Here is a 14,557-nt window from a genome sequence, read left to right on the forward strand (position 1 = left end):
CGTATTATACGTAAATAATCGATTATATCAAATGAAGATTTTCATATAAGCAGTTTATTACCACAAGCAGCAGCATGTGATAGTATGCCAGCCTTCATTTGTCGATTAGCTTAGTAAACCATCATGCTCAGTAATATACGTGTCGTTTTAGTTGGAACATCTCACCCTGGAAACATAGGCTCTACTGCCAGAGCGATGAAAACAATGGGGTTATCAAACTTATACCTTGCTGAGCCTAAGGTTGAACCCGATGGTCAATCCATTGCGTTATCGGCGGGTGCGAGCGACATTTTAAAACATTTAACTCGGGTAGACTCCCTAGCCGAAGCCATTGCAGATTGTAGCTTAGTGATTGCCACTAGCGCGCGCAGTCGCACCTTAGATTGGCCTATGCTTGATCCAAGAGAAGCGGGCATTAAATTAACTGCCGAAGCACTAAATGGCCCTGTTGCTATCGTGTTTGGCCGTGAAAATAATGGCTTGAGCAATGAAGAGTTACAAAGCTGTCAATTTCATGTGGCGATCCCTGCCAATCCAGAATACAGTTCATTGAATTTAGCTCAAGCGGTGCAGATTATCTGTTATGAAGCCCGTGTCGCGCACTTGGCTCAATTAGCGAAAATGGATGACTCTGAAGCTGCGCCACAAGCGGCTGCAATCGTAGAAGCAGAAACTGCCCCTGAAGAGCCACAAGCTTATCCATTATCGGCAGATCTTGAGCGCTTCTACACACATCTAGAGTCGACGTTGTTAGCCACAGGTTTTGTGATTAAAAACCACCCAGGCCAAATCATGATGAAATTGAGACGTCTGTTTAGTCGAGCTCGGGTTGAAGAGCAAGAGATGAATATCCTTCGCGGGATCTTAACTTCTATTGATAAAAAAATACCGCCAAAAGAGTAAAGGGCCAAGGAAAATCTATGGGCATGATAGCCAGAATAAAAGAAGACATAGCCTCCATTTATCATCGCGATCCAGCGGCGCGCAATGCCTTTGAAATACTATTCAATTATCCAGGTATGCAGGCCATCTGGATCCATAGAGCGAGCCATAAATTGTGGCACGCAAATTGGAAGCTAAGCGCCCGATGTTTGTCGACTTTTTCACGCTGGCTCACCGGGGTCGAAATTCACCCTGGTGCCACCATAGGTAGACGATTTTTTATTGACCATGGCATGGGTATTGTCATTGGCGAAACCGCTGAAATTGGCGATGACTGCACCTTGTATCATGGGGTCACGTTAGGCGGCACCACTTGGCGCGCAGGCAAGCGTCACCCCACATTAGCAAATAATGTGGTTGTGGGTGCGGGGGCTAAAATTTTGGGGCCTATCACTATGCATGATGGTGCCCGTGTGGGCTCCAATTCTGTGGTGGTCAAAGATGTTCCCAAGGACACCACTGTAGTTGGGATCCCCGGGAGAGTCGTCGCCACGCAAACTGGGCAGTCTAGTGAGAAAACCCAGCGTCGTAGCGCGATGGCAGAAAAATACGGATTTGATGCTTACGCCGTTTCTCCAGACAATCCTGATCCTGTTGCCAATGCCATTGGGCAGATGTTAGATCATATGCATTTGATGGACTCCAAGGTGCAAGATTTGTGTCAAGCCATTCAGAGCATGGGCGGCAATGTCTGTACCGATAAACTGCCCGAACTGAATGTGGGCGAATTTGATGAAGCCGAAAAAGCTGCAGCAAAGAAACGTAAGTTTGATTTGGATGAGTTCGACCCGATTATTTAGCACAGCTGCTCTGTAGCACATCGAGTTAAATGTATTAGGCCGTCACATTAAGTGCGGCCTTTACTTGTTCATCGACTCCTTCATCAAGGCTTAATTGTTAACCTTATGTAACTGTTGTGGTGATAAAAAGCTAACTCATGGGTAAAACTTGACAGATTTAAGTAATTTCAGCCTTTAAGATTGAATTTTGAGCCATAAAAAGGTTAAATACCGCGGCTGTTTTTCTCCTGAAAATGCATTTTTGTTAGATAATACTTGAGTAAAACACTAGGTTTAATACTTGACTAAATTACTCGGGTATGATGAAATTACAGCATACTTTTGGGAGTCGTAGTCATTATGAAACTTACATCAAAAGGTCGCTACGCAGTAACAGCCATGTTGGATGTAGCGATTCATTCAACAACAGGGCCGGTTCCCTTAGCCGATATCTCCGAAAGACAGGGAATATCGCTTTCTTATCTAGAACAACTTTTTGCTAAGTTACGTAAAGAAGGTCTAGTCGCCAGTGTCCGTGGACCAGGTGGCGGTTATCATTTAGGCCTAGAAGCAAAAGATATCTCTATTAGCATGGTCGTGCATGCAGTAGATGAATCTGTGGATGTGACTCGCTGTCAAGGCAAAGGAAATTGCCAGAGTGGCACACGTTGCTTAACCCATTCTTTATGGGGAGATCTCAGTAAGCAAATTGCCGATTTTTTGGATGGTATTTCGCTTGCTGGCTTGATGCAAAAGCGAGATGTGCAATTTATTTCGTTAAAGCAAGACAAAATTCAGAACGAGCATAGATTGAGTCTTTAACTCTACTGTGTTGATTTAAATACAATTATTATAGTACTTAGTGTTGATTTGAACTGTGTTTGGATTCAATAGCTGAGTACGGAGTGTGTTATGAAGCTTCCTATCTATTTAGATTATGCCGCAACAACCCCAGTGGATCCTCGCGTTGCTGAAAAAATGATGCAACACATGACGATGGATGGTGTGTTTGGAAATCCAGCATCCCGTTCACACAAGTATGGTTGGCAAGCCGAAGAAGCGGTGGATATTGCCCGCAATCAAGTGGCTGATTTGATTAACGCCGACCACAGAGAAATCGTGTTTACTTCTGGCGCGACTGAATCAATCAACTTGGCGATCAAAGGCATTGCGCATTTCTATCACAAGAAAGGCAAGCACATCATCACCAGTAAGACAGAACATAAAGCTGTGCTAGATACCTGTCGCCAATTAGAGCGTGAAGGTTATGAGGTGACTTACCTTGAGCCAGAAGCAAATGGCTTAATTCCTTTGGCGCGTATCGAAGACGCCATGCGTGATGACACATTGTTAGTGAGCATAATGCATGTGAATAACGAAATCGGTGTTATTCAAGATGTGATGGCTATCGGTGAGTTATGTCGCTCAAAAGGCATTATCTTCCATATGGATGCTGCTCAAAGCGCAGGTAAACTGCCAATCGACGTCCAGCAACTAAAAGTCGATTTGATTTCTATCTCAGGCCATAAAATGTACGGCCCTAAAGGGGTTGGTGCCCTTTATGTTCGTCGTAAGCCACGCATTCGTTTAGAATCACAAATGCACGGTGGTGGTCATGAGCGTGGTATGCGCAGTGGTACCCTTGCGACTCACCAGTTGGTGGGTTTAGGTGAAGCCGCAGCGATTGCCAAACAAGATATGGAAAGTGACAATGCCCGTATCCGCACCCTACGTGACAAGTTATGGAATGGCGTTAAGCACATCGAAGAAACTTATATCAATGGCGACATGGAGCAGCGCTTTTGCGGCAGCTTAAATGTCAGCTTCAACTTTGTTGAAGGTGAGTCCTTGATGATGGCATTGAAAGACTTAGCGGTATCTTCGGGTTCAGCCTGTACCTCAGCGAGTTTAGAGCCAAGCTATGTGTTACGTGCTTTAGGCTTAAATGATGAAATGGCTCACAGCTCAATCCGCTTCTCAATTGGCCGTTTCACCACAGATGAAGATATAGATCATGCGATCAAAGTCATTACCCAATCAATAGATAAGCTGCGTGAAATGTCGCCGCTATGGGAAATGTTTAAAGACGGTATCGATTTGGATCAAGTCCAATGGGCACATCACTAATTTTTGATAATACCTTAGGGTATTTGGAGCAGTATCATGGCGTATAGCGAAAAAGTAATAGATCACTACGAAAACCCACGTAACGTTGGTTCATTCGATAAAAATGATCCCAGTGTTGTCACTGGCATGGTTGGCGCACCCGCATGTGGTGACGTAATGAAGTTGCAACTTAAGATCAGTGCCGATGGCATTATCGAAGATGCAAAATTCAAGACTTATGGTTGTGGCAGCGCCATTGCATCTAGCTCATTAGTGACTGAATGGGTAAAAGGCAAGAGTGTTGAACAAGCAGGCAGCATCAAGAATGCCGATATCGCGCAAGAGCTGGCGTTACCTCCAGTGAAAATCCATTGCTCGATTTTAGCTGAAGACGCGATTAAAGCCGCGCTTGATGAGTATAAGTCTAGACAAGTTAAGTAATACCTGGAGTTAACATGGCAATTACAATGACCCCAGCGGCGGCTGACAGAGTAAAATCATTTCTCGTCAATCGCGGCAAAGGATTAGGTCTTCGTCTTGGGTTACGTACTTCTGGTTGCTCAGGCATGGCATACGTGATTGAGTTTGTTGACACACTCAATGATGATGATGAAATCTACACCATAGACGATGTTAACATCATCATCGATGCTAAGAGTTTCATCTATCTGCAAGGGATTGAATTGGATTTCGTGAAAGAAGGCCTCAATGAAGGTTTCCAGTTTAATAACCCGAATGCAAAAGGTGAGTGCGGTTGTGGTGAGAGCTTTACTGTATAAGCTCTCAGCTTTTGCTTATCAAATACAAGAAAGCATGATGTTTGCCGATGAACTATTTTAACCTGTTTAATTTTACACCTTCCTTCGATATCGATACTGGCTTACTTGCAGAACGCTACCGCGAGCTGCAAAAGGCGGTACATCCCGATAAGTTTGCCAACGACAGCGAGCAGCAAAAGCTACTCGCCGTACAGCGCACAGCTCAAGTTAATGACGGTTACCATACCCTAAAACAGCCACTGCGCCGCGCTGAGCACTTACTTAGCCTAGGTGGCGTCGATTTAAGTCATGAAACTACCACGATCAAAGATACTGTGTTTTTAATGCAGCAGATGGATTGGCGTGAAGCCTTGGAAGACATTAAACACAGTAAGCAGCCCCAAGAGCAAATTGATGAACTCTACGATTCATTCTCAGCTCATGAAAAACTGTTGTTCTCTCAGTTAAGCCATCTATTGCAAACCCAAGATGAGGTCGCCTACCTAAAGGCGGCAGATCAAGTGCGTAAGCTTAAATTTATGGCAAAATTACAGCAAGAGTTAACCAACATAGAAGATGCCTTGCTTGACTAACCGCATCGGGTAAACTCTTATTGGATCACCCATGGTTAAAGTTAATTTGACCAATAACAAAATGGTAAATTATGGCACTGTTGCAGATTGCTGAGCCTGGCCAAAGTGCCGCTCCCCACGAACATAGACTCGCCGTCGGCATAGACCTTGGCACCACAAATTCATTAGTCGCCGCGGTACGAAGCGGTGAAGCACTGACCTTAGCCGATAGTGAAGGGCGTCATTCTCTGCCATCTGTGGTGCATTACGGCGTTGACTCAACCTTAGTCGGCCACGATGCCGAAGCCTTGTCGGCACTTTTCCCTGCTCAAACATTAGTGTCAGTGAAGCGCTTTATGGGTAAGAGCCTCAGTGACATTCAAGCGGGCATGCAAGAATTTCCCTATGAATTTTCCGTTAGTGAGCAAGGGCTGCCATTATTTGTGATGCCCCAAGGCGCAGTTAACCCTATTCAAGCCTCGGCTGACATATTGCGTCCATTAATTGAACGCGCTGAAAAGACCTTAGGTGGTCAATTGCAGGGTGTGGTAATTACTGTGCCAGCCTATTTCGATGATGCCCAGCGCCAAGGCACTAAAGATGCGGCCGAGTTACTGGGTGTCAAAGTACTGCGTTTACTTAACGAGCCAACGGCGGCGGCCATTGCTTACGGACTTGATAGCAAACAAGAAGGCGTTATCGCTGTTTATGATTTAGGTGGCGGCACCTTTGATATTTCAGTGCTACGTTTAAGTGGCGGCGTATTCGAAGTCTTGGCCACAGGTGGCAACTCAGCCCTAGGTGGCGATGATTTTGACCATTTATTACAGCAACATCTGCAAGCGGCTTGGGGGTTAACCTCAGCGTCGGCGCAGTTATCCCGCCAACTGCTTATCGAAGCCCGCCGTGTTAAAGAAGCCTTGACCGATAACGACACAGTCACTGCCCATGTCAGCCTTGATGGCTCAGACTTAAGTCTTGAGATAAGCAAAGCGGATTTTGAAGCCTTGATTGCGACGTTAGTGAAGAAAACCATCAGCAGTTGTCGCCGTACTCTTCGTGATGCTGGCATAAGCACAGATGAAGTCATTGAAACGGTAATGGTCGGCGGTTCGACTCGAGTACCGTTAGTGCGTCAGCAAGTTGAGCAGTTTTTTAACAAGACGCCGTTAACTTCCATCGATCCCGATCGCGTGGTTGCCATAGGGGCTGCTATTCAAGCGGATATTTTAGTGGGCAATAAGCCAGATTCAGATCTGCTGCTACTTGACGTTATTCCACTTTCCCTTGGCATAGAAACCATGGGCGGTTTAGTGGAGAAAGTTATTCCCCGCAATACCACTATTCCGGTTGCCCGCGCTCAGGAATTTACCACCTTTAAAGATGGTCAAACTGCCATGGCCTTCCATGTGGTGCAAGGTGAGCGTGAGCTGGTGGATGATTGCCGTTCACTAGCGCGCTTTACCTTAACGGATATCCCTGCACTTGCGGCAGGGGCTGCTCACATTCGGGTGACCTTCCAAGTGGATGCCGATGGCTTATTAAGCGTTACTGCCATGGAGAAATCAACTGGGGTTAATACCAGTATTCAGGTGAAGCCTTCCTTTGGTTTATCAGATCTTGAGATTGCGACCATGCTTAAAGATTCCATGAAGCATGCTAAAGATGATATCAGCCTGCGTATGCTTACCGAGCAGAAAGTCGAAGCCATGCGGGTGATTGAATCCCTGCAAGCCGCGCTCAATAATGACGGTGATTTACTTGAGCTTAGCGAGCGTGAATCCCTGCAAGCGGCTTTAGCAAACCTTGGCGAAATAGCCAAAGGTAATGATAGAGACGCAATCGAGCAGGCTATTAAGGCACTGGATGATAAGACTCAAGATTTCGCGTCACTGCGGATGGACAACTCTATTAAGGCGGCCCTAAAGGGTCAGTCTATCGATAATATATAGGTGATATGATGCCACAATTAGTATTTTTGCCACACGCAGAGCTGTGCCCAGATGGCGCTGTTGTTGAAGCCCAAGTGGGTGAGACCATTTTAAATGTTGCCCTAAGAAATGGCATTCACATAGAGCATGCATGTGAAAAATCATGTGCTTGTACTACTTGCCATGTGGTGGTGCGTGAAGGGTTTAATGATTTAGAACCCAGTGATGAATTAGAAGACGACATGCTAGATAAAGCCTGGGGATTAGAGCCTGAAAGCCGTCTTTCTTGTCAGGCCAAGGTGGTTAATGGTGATATGGTGGTGGATATTCCTAAGTACACCATCAATATGGTCAGCGAAGGCTAATTTTCCAAAGACAACTGTCTGTGCTAGATAAAAAGTAACCGCCTGTTTAGGCGGTTTTTTTGGCTTAGATTTGACCTTGATTAAAATAATAAACAGAAAGTGTCGATGGGATCACAAACTGACGCTATGGTGTTTCCTTATCGATGAAGATGCATTTACGATGCTAGTTAATGGAATGAATAAGAATTCCACTGCGCTCAGTAATTACACTTAGGTGGGGATTTAACTCAATTAAGTTAAGTCATTAAATAATAAATTGAGCCGATAAAACCGTGTTGTGAAACCCGTGTCGTGAAACCAAAATTAAGGATTGAAGATGAGAAACTTAGCCATATTAGTATTATCCAGCTTATTGTCCATGTCAGCTATGGCCGCCGACGTGGATGCGGGTAAAGCCAAGTCTGGTATGTGCGCTGCCTGCCATGGCGCAGATGGTGTTTCCTTCGCGCCTATGTATCCGAATCTTAAAGGACAAAAGGCGGCTTACCTTGAGAAGCAACTTAAAGACTTTAAAAGCGGTACCCGTAAAGATCCTGTAATGGGTGCGATGGCAATGCCATTAAGCGATGAAGATATCACTAATATCTCTGCCTACTACGCAGGCCTTAAATAGGCTTTCGGATCCTATGGTGACAGCCGCTAATAGCGCATTACACAGCGAATTAGCGGGATAAAAAAAGCACAGTTAACATCAAGTAACTGTGCTTTTTAGTGTTGAAGCTAATGTTTATTCTGTTGAGAGCCAAGTAGGCTTATACGGAAAATGTGCTCCAGATAGGCGCATGATCTGAGGGTTTTTCTATGCCTCTGAGATCATAATCCACATCAGACTCCACAAGATTTGCCGTCATGGAAGCAGTGATTAAAATCACGTCTATGCGCAGGCCTCGGTTATCATCAAAGCCTTTGCTGCGATAATCAAACCAAGAATAACGCTGCTCACGAGTCGGGTGCAGCAGGCGGAAACTGTCGATAAAACCCCAATCCAGTAAACAGGCTAACCATTCACGCTCTTCAGGTTGAAAGCTGCATTTACCTGTCTTAAGCCAGCGTTTAGCGTTAACCTCGCCTATGCCTATGTCTAAATCCTGCGGGGAAATATTAATATCACCTATGATGGCAATGTCTTCATCTGGACTGTGGTTTGCATCTAAGTGAGCCATTAAGTCTTGGTAGAACTTGCGCTTGGCTGGGTATTTAGTCTCGTGATGTATGCTGTCACCCTGAGGGAAATAGCCATTAATAACCGTCAGTACGCGGCCATTGGCTTGATTAAATTTGCCTATGATAAGACGGCGCTGGGCATCCTCTTCATCGGTACTAAAGCCTTTTTGCACTTCAATCGGTTCAAGCTTTGATAGCATAGCCACGCCATAATGGGCCTTGCCGCCATGGTAGTGCACCTTGTAGCCCATGGCTTCTACGTCAGCAACTGGAAACGCCTCATCATGAACCTTAGTTTCTTGCAGACCAATAATATCGGGCTGATGACTGTCGATAAGGGCTTGTAATTGATGCAGCCTCGCTCGCAGGCCATTAATATTAAAAGAGATAATTTTCATTAAGGCAATACTCGCTTAAAGGGTTTCACTATCACGCTGGCATAAACGCCAGCCTCAATATAGGGGTCAGCATCGGCCCAAGCTTGAGCTATCTCAAGGCTGGCAAAGTCTGCGATAACCAAGGAGCCGGTAAAGCCTGCATCCCCTGGATTTTCATTATCAATTGCCGGATGAGGACCTGCGACTAATAGGCGGCCTTCATCAGATAATTCTTGCAGTCTGGCTAAGTGAAACGAGCGGACTGATAAGCGCTTTTCTAAACTATTTTCAACATCTTGCGAAGAAATCATATACCACATGTTTAATGCTCCTTGAATGGCCACTAGAGTGGCATCTTATTTAGTTCGCCGTATCATCCTGTTCAGGCTGGGCATGCTTGTATATATAGAAAACGCTGATAACCGTATTGAGTAAGGTCAGTGCGGTTAAGCCAAAGACTTTAAAATTAACCCAAGTCTCTAAGGGTAAGCTAAAGGCAACATACACATTGAGCACACCACAACCAATAAAGAACAGCGCCCAATACCAAGTGACTCTGGCCCAGATGTTGTCATCGGCCTTTAACTCTTTGCCCAGCATAGCTTTAATAATGGATTTATTCATTATTTGACTGACGGCTAATGCAATAGCAAACAAGCTATAGATGATGGTGACTTTCCATTTGATAAAGGCATCATCATGAAACGCTAACGTCAGTGTGCCAAAGACTGTCACCATAGCAAAGGTGACTAAGTGCATTTTTTCGACTTTCTTATAGACAAAGTAAAGGATGGCAATTTGCACTGCAGTGGCGGCAATCAAAGCGCCAGTAGCAGTGTAAATATCGACTAATTTATATACAGTGAAAAAGATGATTAATGGCAGAAAATCGAGCAGTTGTTTCATAATCTAAAGTGCTGAATGAACGATGAACTGAGTGTATCACGCCATAGTCTTAGCAACAAAAGCTAGAATGCGTAAATTATGCTAACCAATAATTTATGAATGCTTTTTTAATTGAACATTTAATCTCTTATAACTCAGGGCACTATTACGCCACAAGGGCTTTGAATCGACTCAGGCAAGATTATCTGTTTGATATTGACTTTAGAAGTCGAAAAGGTCAACTTATTGCCTTTCTCGAAACGCTCGGACTTAGGTATACCCATCATGGAAAGAATTGGATTATTAGGCGGAATGAGTTGGCCATCGACGATAGAGTATTATCGTTTGCTCAATGAGAAGGCTCAGGCACATTTAGGCGAGGGACATTCGGCGCGATTATTATTATCCAGCATGGATTATTTTGACATTCGTCAGCACTACCCAAATGGGTGGGATAAAATATATCCCATTTTACAAAGAGAGTTGCAGTATCTCAATGATTTATGCCCAAGCTGCATTTTGATCTGTAATAATACTTTGCATCAAGCGTTTGATGCCATTAAAGATAAACTGAATTTATCTGTACCTGTGTTCCATATGGCGGATTTAACGGCGCAGCATGTGTACCAAAAAGGCCATAAAAAAGTGTTATTAACAGGCACTCAATACACTATGGAAAGTGGTTATTACAGCAATAAAATTGCCGCTCATGGCATAGAGGTAATAGTGCCCGCGCTCGAGGAGCGTATACACATCCAATCTATGCAGCAGAGTATCGCTAAGGGGCATGCCACAGAACAATTTACTGCAGCGTTCGAGAAGATATTAGCGAATTACCTAGATTGTGATGCCGTGATCACTGCCTGTACTGAACTCCCTTTAGTCATTACCCCAACAATAACTCAACTCGAGATTGTCGACCCCATGGCCATTCAGTGTGACGCCGCCTTCAAGTTCGCTTGTGCTATGCCAAGCTAAGCTTGTTTAGATGACTCAGCTTGCTGAATATAGACTGTGAATTGGGGGAGAATCGATTGGATTAACTATGGCTGAAGAATACATGTTAATAGCGCTTGAGTTGTCTAAAAAGGCGCTGCCACATTGCTTGCCAAATCCACCGGTGGGATGCGTATTGGTGAAGGATGGTCAGGTTGTCGGCCAAGGATTTACCCAAGTCATTGGCGGAAATCATGCTGAAGTTGAAGCGTTAAACTCATATACGGGTGATCTGGCCGGTGTGACCGCATACGTGACTTTGGAGCCTTGCTCCTTTGTTGGGAGAACGCCAGCTTGTGCGGCTAGACTTGCTCATTCGGGTCTCAAACATCTGGTGCTTGCCATGCTTGATCCAGACTCAAGAAATAATGGTAAGGGTTTAGCCATGCTTCAACATGCGGGCATTAATGTCGAACTTGGGATATGTGAGGCACAAGCCAGTGCATTTTTATCACCATACCTGTTAAAACCCGAGTGATGAGCTAGGCTGGAACTTGCTTTTCACTAAGGACAAGTTAACTGCTTCACTGGGCGTGTCTCACTTTGGAGTCGAATTAAGTTTTTTATAGGGAGTGTTATATCAATGGAATTAATTAACTATTTAAATGAGCATTTTTTTACTCAAGAGCAGCTGCTTGATATTTCAAAGGTCAGTCAGCAAGATTTACTGAGTTATCAACAGCAGGGCTTGATGCCTAAATGCGCTTATCAATTAAGCCTGCAACTGCAAAGCCACTCTTTCTTCGGCCCACATCATGAAGAACAAATCATTGAATATTATGCTAAAGGTTACGCCTCTTGGCTTGGGGTTATTCAATCATCCGACTCTGCAGACACGGTTTTTGAGGTGTTTGCTACACGTTACAAAATGGCCCTTGAACACTTAAAAGAGCTAGGGCACAGGACCAGCAATCCAAAGGTGAACTCTGAACTTGATGAGCACATCAAACAAGAATGGGGCCATTTTTTAGCGGGGATATACGGTTTGTGTACTCAATCTGGATTACCAGAGGATATCGCCGCGAAAGAGTTGGCCATCCTAGAAATTAATGAATTGCTAGGGGAAGGGCAGCTAACTCAGGCTCAAATTAGTCAGCTGAGGTTAGCGGTAAACCTGTTGGACTCGGCAAGTTCATTGTTTGCCCCCCATGAAAGGTTAAAAAGTTCTCGCCAGCGTTTAATTAATGAAGTGCGTCGCCAATACCAGTTAGAAAGTTAATCCTTTAGACTTCACTTTTTCAGGGCAGCTAGCCCCATGTTTTGAAGCTATAGCCCGTGGCAATAGTCCCTGGCAATTCTTCGTGGCAATAACTGGTGTTATTGCCACGGGGTCTCTCGAGTGCGCAAGAGTCAGTTTGTTCAAATTTGACTCGGCTTAATAACAGTGGATGTTAAATGGAGGCGTGCCAACCCAAGTTTTAGTGATCGTGTTTGTTTTTGTTTTTGTGCTTATTCTTGCCTTTGTTTTTTCCTTTGTGATGATCTTTTTTCCCATGGTGATATTTCTTCGAAAGTCCTGGGGGTAATTTATTGTCTTGATAGTGCTGCCAATTATTGGGCTCAATGCTGTAATACCAGCGATCATTGCTGTGTTTGTAATAATGATTGTTGTAGAAGTAGATATTTGGCTGCCCCAACACAAGATAGACACCCAAACTCGTGTCATAGACGAGTTGATGCCCATGATGCTTATGTTTGTAGCCATGGGCCGGTGCATGTGCAGGTGGGCCGTAGGTTTTTTGGGAATGGGCTTGTGGATAGACGGCGCAGCCTGACATAAATAATATCGTGGCTGATATGAACAGTGGTGCTAATTTTTTCATTTGATGACTCCTAGGGTTAAGATGGGTAACTACAAGCTGTGGTCATCGTGTTGAGGAGTCAAGCTTATCGCTATCTTGCTTCAGTGAAATGATTTCGAGTGTAGCTTTAAAAACGGTTTTCCGCTTTTTAATTTAAAGCTAGATACTGATGCATTTTTATTTGATGTTTAGCAATCTCTCCATATACCCGCTTGTTTTCGATAAACTCATTCGAACTTGGCAGATGGTCAAACCAATGGATTGTTAATCCAATTTAATCCCTGTAATCTCAATAAAATAATATAACTAATATAAAGTGATAGGAGAGAAAATGTCGCAATTTAATAATGTTACCTTGGTAAAGGCCGCCAATGTGTATTTCGATGGCAAGGTGAGTAGCCGCACTGTGCAGTTTAATGATGGAAGTCACAAAACCTTAGGATTAATGTTACCGGGTGAATATGAATTTGGAACTCAGGCCAAGGAGTTAATGGAAATAATGTCAGGTGAGTTGCAAATTATGCTGCCGGAAAGTCACACTTGGCAAAGCATAGTGGGACCACAAAGCTTTGAAGCTAGGGAATCCCCTGATAATTGCTTTTATTTTCAATTTAGTAGACACGCATGGTGCTATCTGATCTAATCAATTTCGCCAAAAACCTACTAGATCTAACACCATGCGTGATATCCATATCTTACACGATTTAATCAAAAAACAATGCCCTCAAATACACCAAAAACGACTTAATTCTCTGATGGTTGCCACTGAGTCACTCCTCGATGGTAATCAACTATCACTTACTCAGCTTGGTCGTAATATTACGGGCTCCGTGGCAGCTAAACACAACATTAAACGTATTGACCGACTCTTAGGTAATTATCACTTAGCTCAAGATAAAATAACAATATATCAGTGGCATGCTCGCTATCTTTGTGGCGCAAACCCTATGCCTATTATTCTCGTCGATTGGTCTGATGTCCGTGAACAGCTTCGAATAATGACGCTACGCGCATCCATCAGCGTTCAAGGTCGCTCTGTGACTCTGTATGAACGGACTTTCTTGTTTGAGGACTACAACGCACCTCGCAGCCATAATGCTTTTCTCGCTGAACTTGCCAACGTTTTACCTCAAGGTTGTTGTCCTCTGATTGTCACCGATGCAGGCTATCGCAATACCTGGTTTAGGGAAGTTGAGCGCTATGGCTGGTTCTGGCTTGGCAGAGTGCGAGGCGATGTAAGCTTTATGCACCACGGGCAAACCACTTGGCATTCAAATAAATCACTCTACTCAAAAGCAAACTCAACCGCTAAATACATAGGTAATGTTCAGCTTGCACGTAAATCACCGCTAAGCTGCCATTTACATCTATTTAAGGCTAAGTCCAAATTACGTAAAGATAAGCGCTCTTCAAAAACGGGCCGAAACCACACCGCACAAAAGAGTTATCGCTTAGGCAGTAAGGAGCCGTGGCTGCTGGCGACCAACTTACCGCCTGAATACTTCAATCCAGCAAAAGTGGTTGAGCTATATGCTAAACGCATGCAAATTGAAGAAACCTTTCGGGATTTAAAAAGCCCACAATATGGCATGGGATTGAGGCAAAGTCGCAGTCGGTGTCCAAAGCGATATGATGTATTGTTGCTTATCGCTATGCTGGCAGAAATACTGTTGTGGTGTATAGGCATAGCCGCGAGGCATCTTGGCTGGCAGAAGGATTTCCAAGCTAACAGCATCAAATATCGCGCTGTATTATCCGTTGTAAGATTAGGAAAAGAAGTGCGGCGAAGGCCAAAATACACACTAAAAGCATCGATAATTTACTGGGCATTAAACGAATATATCAAACTGGTTCATACCGCTGGCAGACCTAAATTATGA

The 14,557-nt window shown here is 44.2% G+C and carries 19 protein-coding genes; 15 read left to right on the forward strand and 4 right to left on the reverse strand.

The genetic code is table 11. The features are described from left to right. Window positions 1-123: 123 nt before the first annotated feature. The 10 genes from trmJ to SDEN_RS07665 all read left to right on the forward strand — a co-directional run bounded on the left by trmJ (window position 124) and on the right by SDEN_RS07665 (window position 8,066). The gene (gene trmJ, locus SDEN_RS07620) at window positions 124-903 is read left to right on the forward strand and encodes a tRNA (cytosine(32)/uridine(32)-2'-O)-methyltransferase TrmJ (RefSeq protein WP_011495898.1); all 780 of its coding nucleotides are present in this window, start codon (window positions 124-126) and stop codon (window positions 901-903) included. Window positions 904-920: 17 nt separating this feature from the next. Beyond that, window positions 921-1,742, forward strand: a complete 822-nt coding sequence (gene cysE, locus SDEN_RS07625; RefSeq protein ID WP_011495899.1) for a serine O-acetyltransferase — start codon at window positions 921-923, stop codon at window positions 1,740-1,742. A 339-nt stretch (window positions 1,743-2,081) separates the two neighbouring features. Then, window positions 2,082-2,543, forward strand: a complete 462-nt coding sequence (gene iscR, locus SDEN_RS07630) for a Fe-S cluster assembly transcriptional regulator IscR (protein WP_011495900.1) — start codon at window positions 2,082-2,084, stop codon at window positions 2,541-2,543. Window positions 2,544-2,633: 90 nt separating this feature from the next. Then, on the forward strand, window positions 2,634-3,848 hold the full coding sequence (locus SDEN_RS07635; protein ID WP_011495901.1) for an IscS subfamily cysteine desulfurase: 1,215 nt from the start codon (window positions 2,634-2,636) through the stop codon (window positions 3,846-3,848). 36 nt (window positions 3,849-3,884) lie between these two features. Then, window positions 3,885-4,268 carry a Fe-S cluster assembly scaffold IscU gene (iscU, locus tag SDEN_RS07640; protein WP_011495902.1) on the forward strand — a complete coding sequence of 128 codons (384 nt, stop codon included), beginning with the start codon at window positions 3,885-3,887 and terminating at the stop codon, window positions 4,266-4,268. Between the two features lie 14 nt (window positions 4,269-4,282). Continuing rightward, a complete protein-coding gene (gene iscA, locus SDEN_RS07645) occupies window positions 4,283-4,606 on the forward strand; it encodes an iron-sulfur cluster assembly protein IscA (RefSeq protein WP_011495903.1) in 324 nt (107 codons plus the stop codon). 47 nt (window positions 4,607-4,653) lie between these two features. Beyond that, complete coding sequence (gene hscB, locus SDEN_RS07650; protein WP_011495904.1) at window positions 4,654-5,178, forward strand: co-chaperone HscB; 525 nt, start codon at window positions 4,654-4,656, stop codon at window positions 5,176-5,178. 71 nt (window positions 5,179-5,249) lie between these two features. Further along, window positions 5,250-7,109, forward strand: coding sequence for a Fe-S protein assembly chaperone HscA (gene hscA / locus SDEN_RS07655; protein WP_011495905.1), 1,860 nt, complete (start codon window positions 5,250-5,252; stop codon window positions 7,107-7,109). Between the two features lie 8 nt (window positions 7,110-7,117). Beyond that, window positions 7,118-7,453, forward strand: coding sequence for an ISC system 2Fe-2S type ferredoxin (gene fdx, locus SDEN_RS07660; RefSeq protein WP_011495906.1), 336 nt, complete (start codon window positions 7,118-7,120; stop codon window positions 7,451-7,453). Between the two features lie 316 nt (window positions 7,454-7,769). After that, complete coding sequence (locus SDEN_RS07665; protein ID WP_011495907.1) at window positions 7,770-8,066, forward strand: c-type cytochrome; 297 nt, start codon at window positions 7,770-7,772, stop codon at window positions 8,064-8,066. Window positions 8,067-8,205: 139 nt separating this feature from the next. Here the strand turns inward: SDEN_RS07665 and xthA are convergent, their stop codons facing one another. From xthA to SDEN_RS07680, 3 genes are read right to left on the reverse strand one after another with little or no spacing between them, the layout of a single operon-like run. Further along, window positions 8,206-9,015, reverse strand: coding sequence for an exodeoxyribonuclease III (gene xthA / locus SDEN_RS07670; RefSeq protein WP_011495908.1), 810 nt, complete (start codon window positions 9,013-9,015; stop codon window positions 8,206-8,208). Beyond that, window positions 9,015-9,314, reverse strand: a complete 300-nt coding sequence (locus SDEN_RS07675) for a YciI family protein (RefSeq protein WP_011495909.1) — start codon at window positions 9,312-9,314, stop codon at window positions 9,015-9,017. Before SDEN_RS07675 ends, xthA begins: the two co-directional genes overlap by 1 nt. Before the next feature lie 40 nt (window positions 9,315-9,354). Beyond that, complete coding sequence (locus SDEN_RS07680) at window positions 9,355-9,900, reverse strand: septation protein A (protein WP_011495910.1); 546 nt, start codon at window positions 9,898-9,900, stop codon at window positions 9,355-9,357. A 264-nt stretch (window positions 9,901-10,164) separates the two neighbouring features. Between SDEN_RS07680 and SDEN_RS07685 the strand changes: the two genes are divergently transcribed. The 3 genes from SDEN_RS07685 to SDEN_RS07695 all read left to right on the forward strand — a co-directional run bounded on the left by SDEN_RS07685 (window position 10,165) and on the right by SDEN_RS07695 (window position 12,094). Next, window positions 10,165-10,857: an aspartate/glutamate racemase family protein gene (locus SDEN_RS07685; protein WP_011495911.1), complete on the forward strand. Its 693-nt coding sequence runs from the start codon at window positions 10,165-10,167 to the stop codon at window positions 10,855-10,857. A 67-nt stretch (window positions 10,858-10,924) separates the two neighbouring features. Then, window positions 10,925-11,353 (forward strand): bifunctional diaminohydroxyphosphoribosylaminopyrimidine deaminase/5-amino-6-(5-phosphoribosylamino)uracil reductase RibD, encoded by a 429-nt coding sequence (locus SDEN_RS07690; protein ID WP_011495912.1) that lies wholly within the window; start codon window positions 10,925-10,927, stop codon window positions 11,351-11,353. Between the two features lie 105 nt (window positions 11,354-11,458). Beyond that, a complete protein-coding gene (locus tag SDEN_RS07695) occupies window positions 11,459-12,094 on the forward strand; it encodes a DUF6058 family natural product biosynthesis protein (RefSeq protein WP_011495913.1) in 636 nt (211 codons plus the stop codon). A gap of 199 nt (window positions 12,095-12,293) precedes the next feature. Here the strand turns inward: SDEN_RS07695 and SDEN_RS07700 are convergent, their stop codons facing one another. Continuing rightward, entirely contained in the window at window positions 12,294-12,698 is a 405-nt protein-coding gene (locus tag SDEN_RS07700; RefSeq protein WP_011495914.1) for a hypothetical protein, read from the reverse strand. 310 nt (window positions 12,699-13,008) lie between these two features. Here SDEN_RS07700 and SDEN_RS07705 point away from each other — a divergent pair, with 310 nt between their 5' ends. Both SDEN_RS07705 and SDEN_RS07710 read left to right on the forward strand, forming a co-directional pair. After that, the gene (locus tag SDEN_RS07705) at window positions 13,009-13,320 is read left to right on the forward strand and encodes a pyrimidine/purine nucleoside phosphorylase (protein WP_011495915.1); all 312 of its coding nucleotides are present in this window, start codon (window positions 13,009-13,011) and stop codon (window positions 13,318-13,320) included. Window positions 13,321-13,354: 34 nt separating this feature from the next. Continuing rightward, window positions 13,355-14,557: an IS4-like element ISSde1 family transposase gene (locus SDEN_RS07710; RefSeq protein ID WP_011495916.1), complete on the forward strand. Its 1,203-nt coding sequence runs from the start codon at window positions 13,355-13,357 to the stop codon at window positions 14,555-14,557.

Origin of the sequence: Shewanella denitrificans OS217 (assembly GCF_000013765.1) — a bacterium.
GTDB lineage: Bacteria > Pseudomonadota > Gammaproteobacteria > Enterobacterales > Shewanellaceae > Shewanella > Shewanella denitrificans.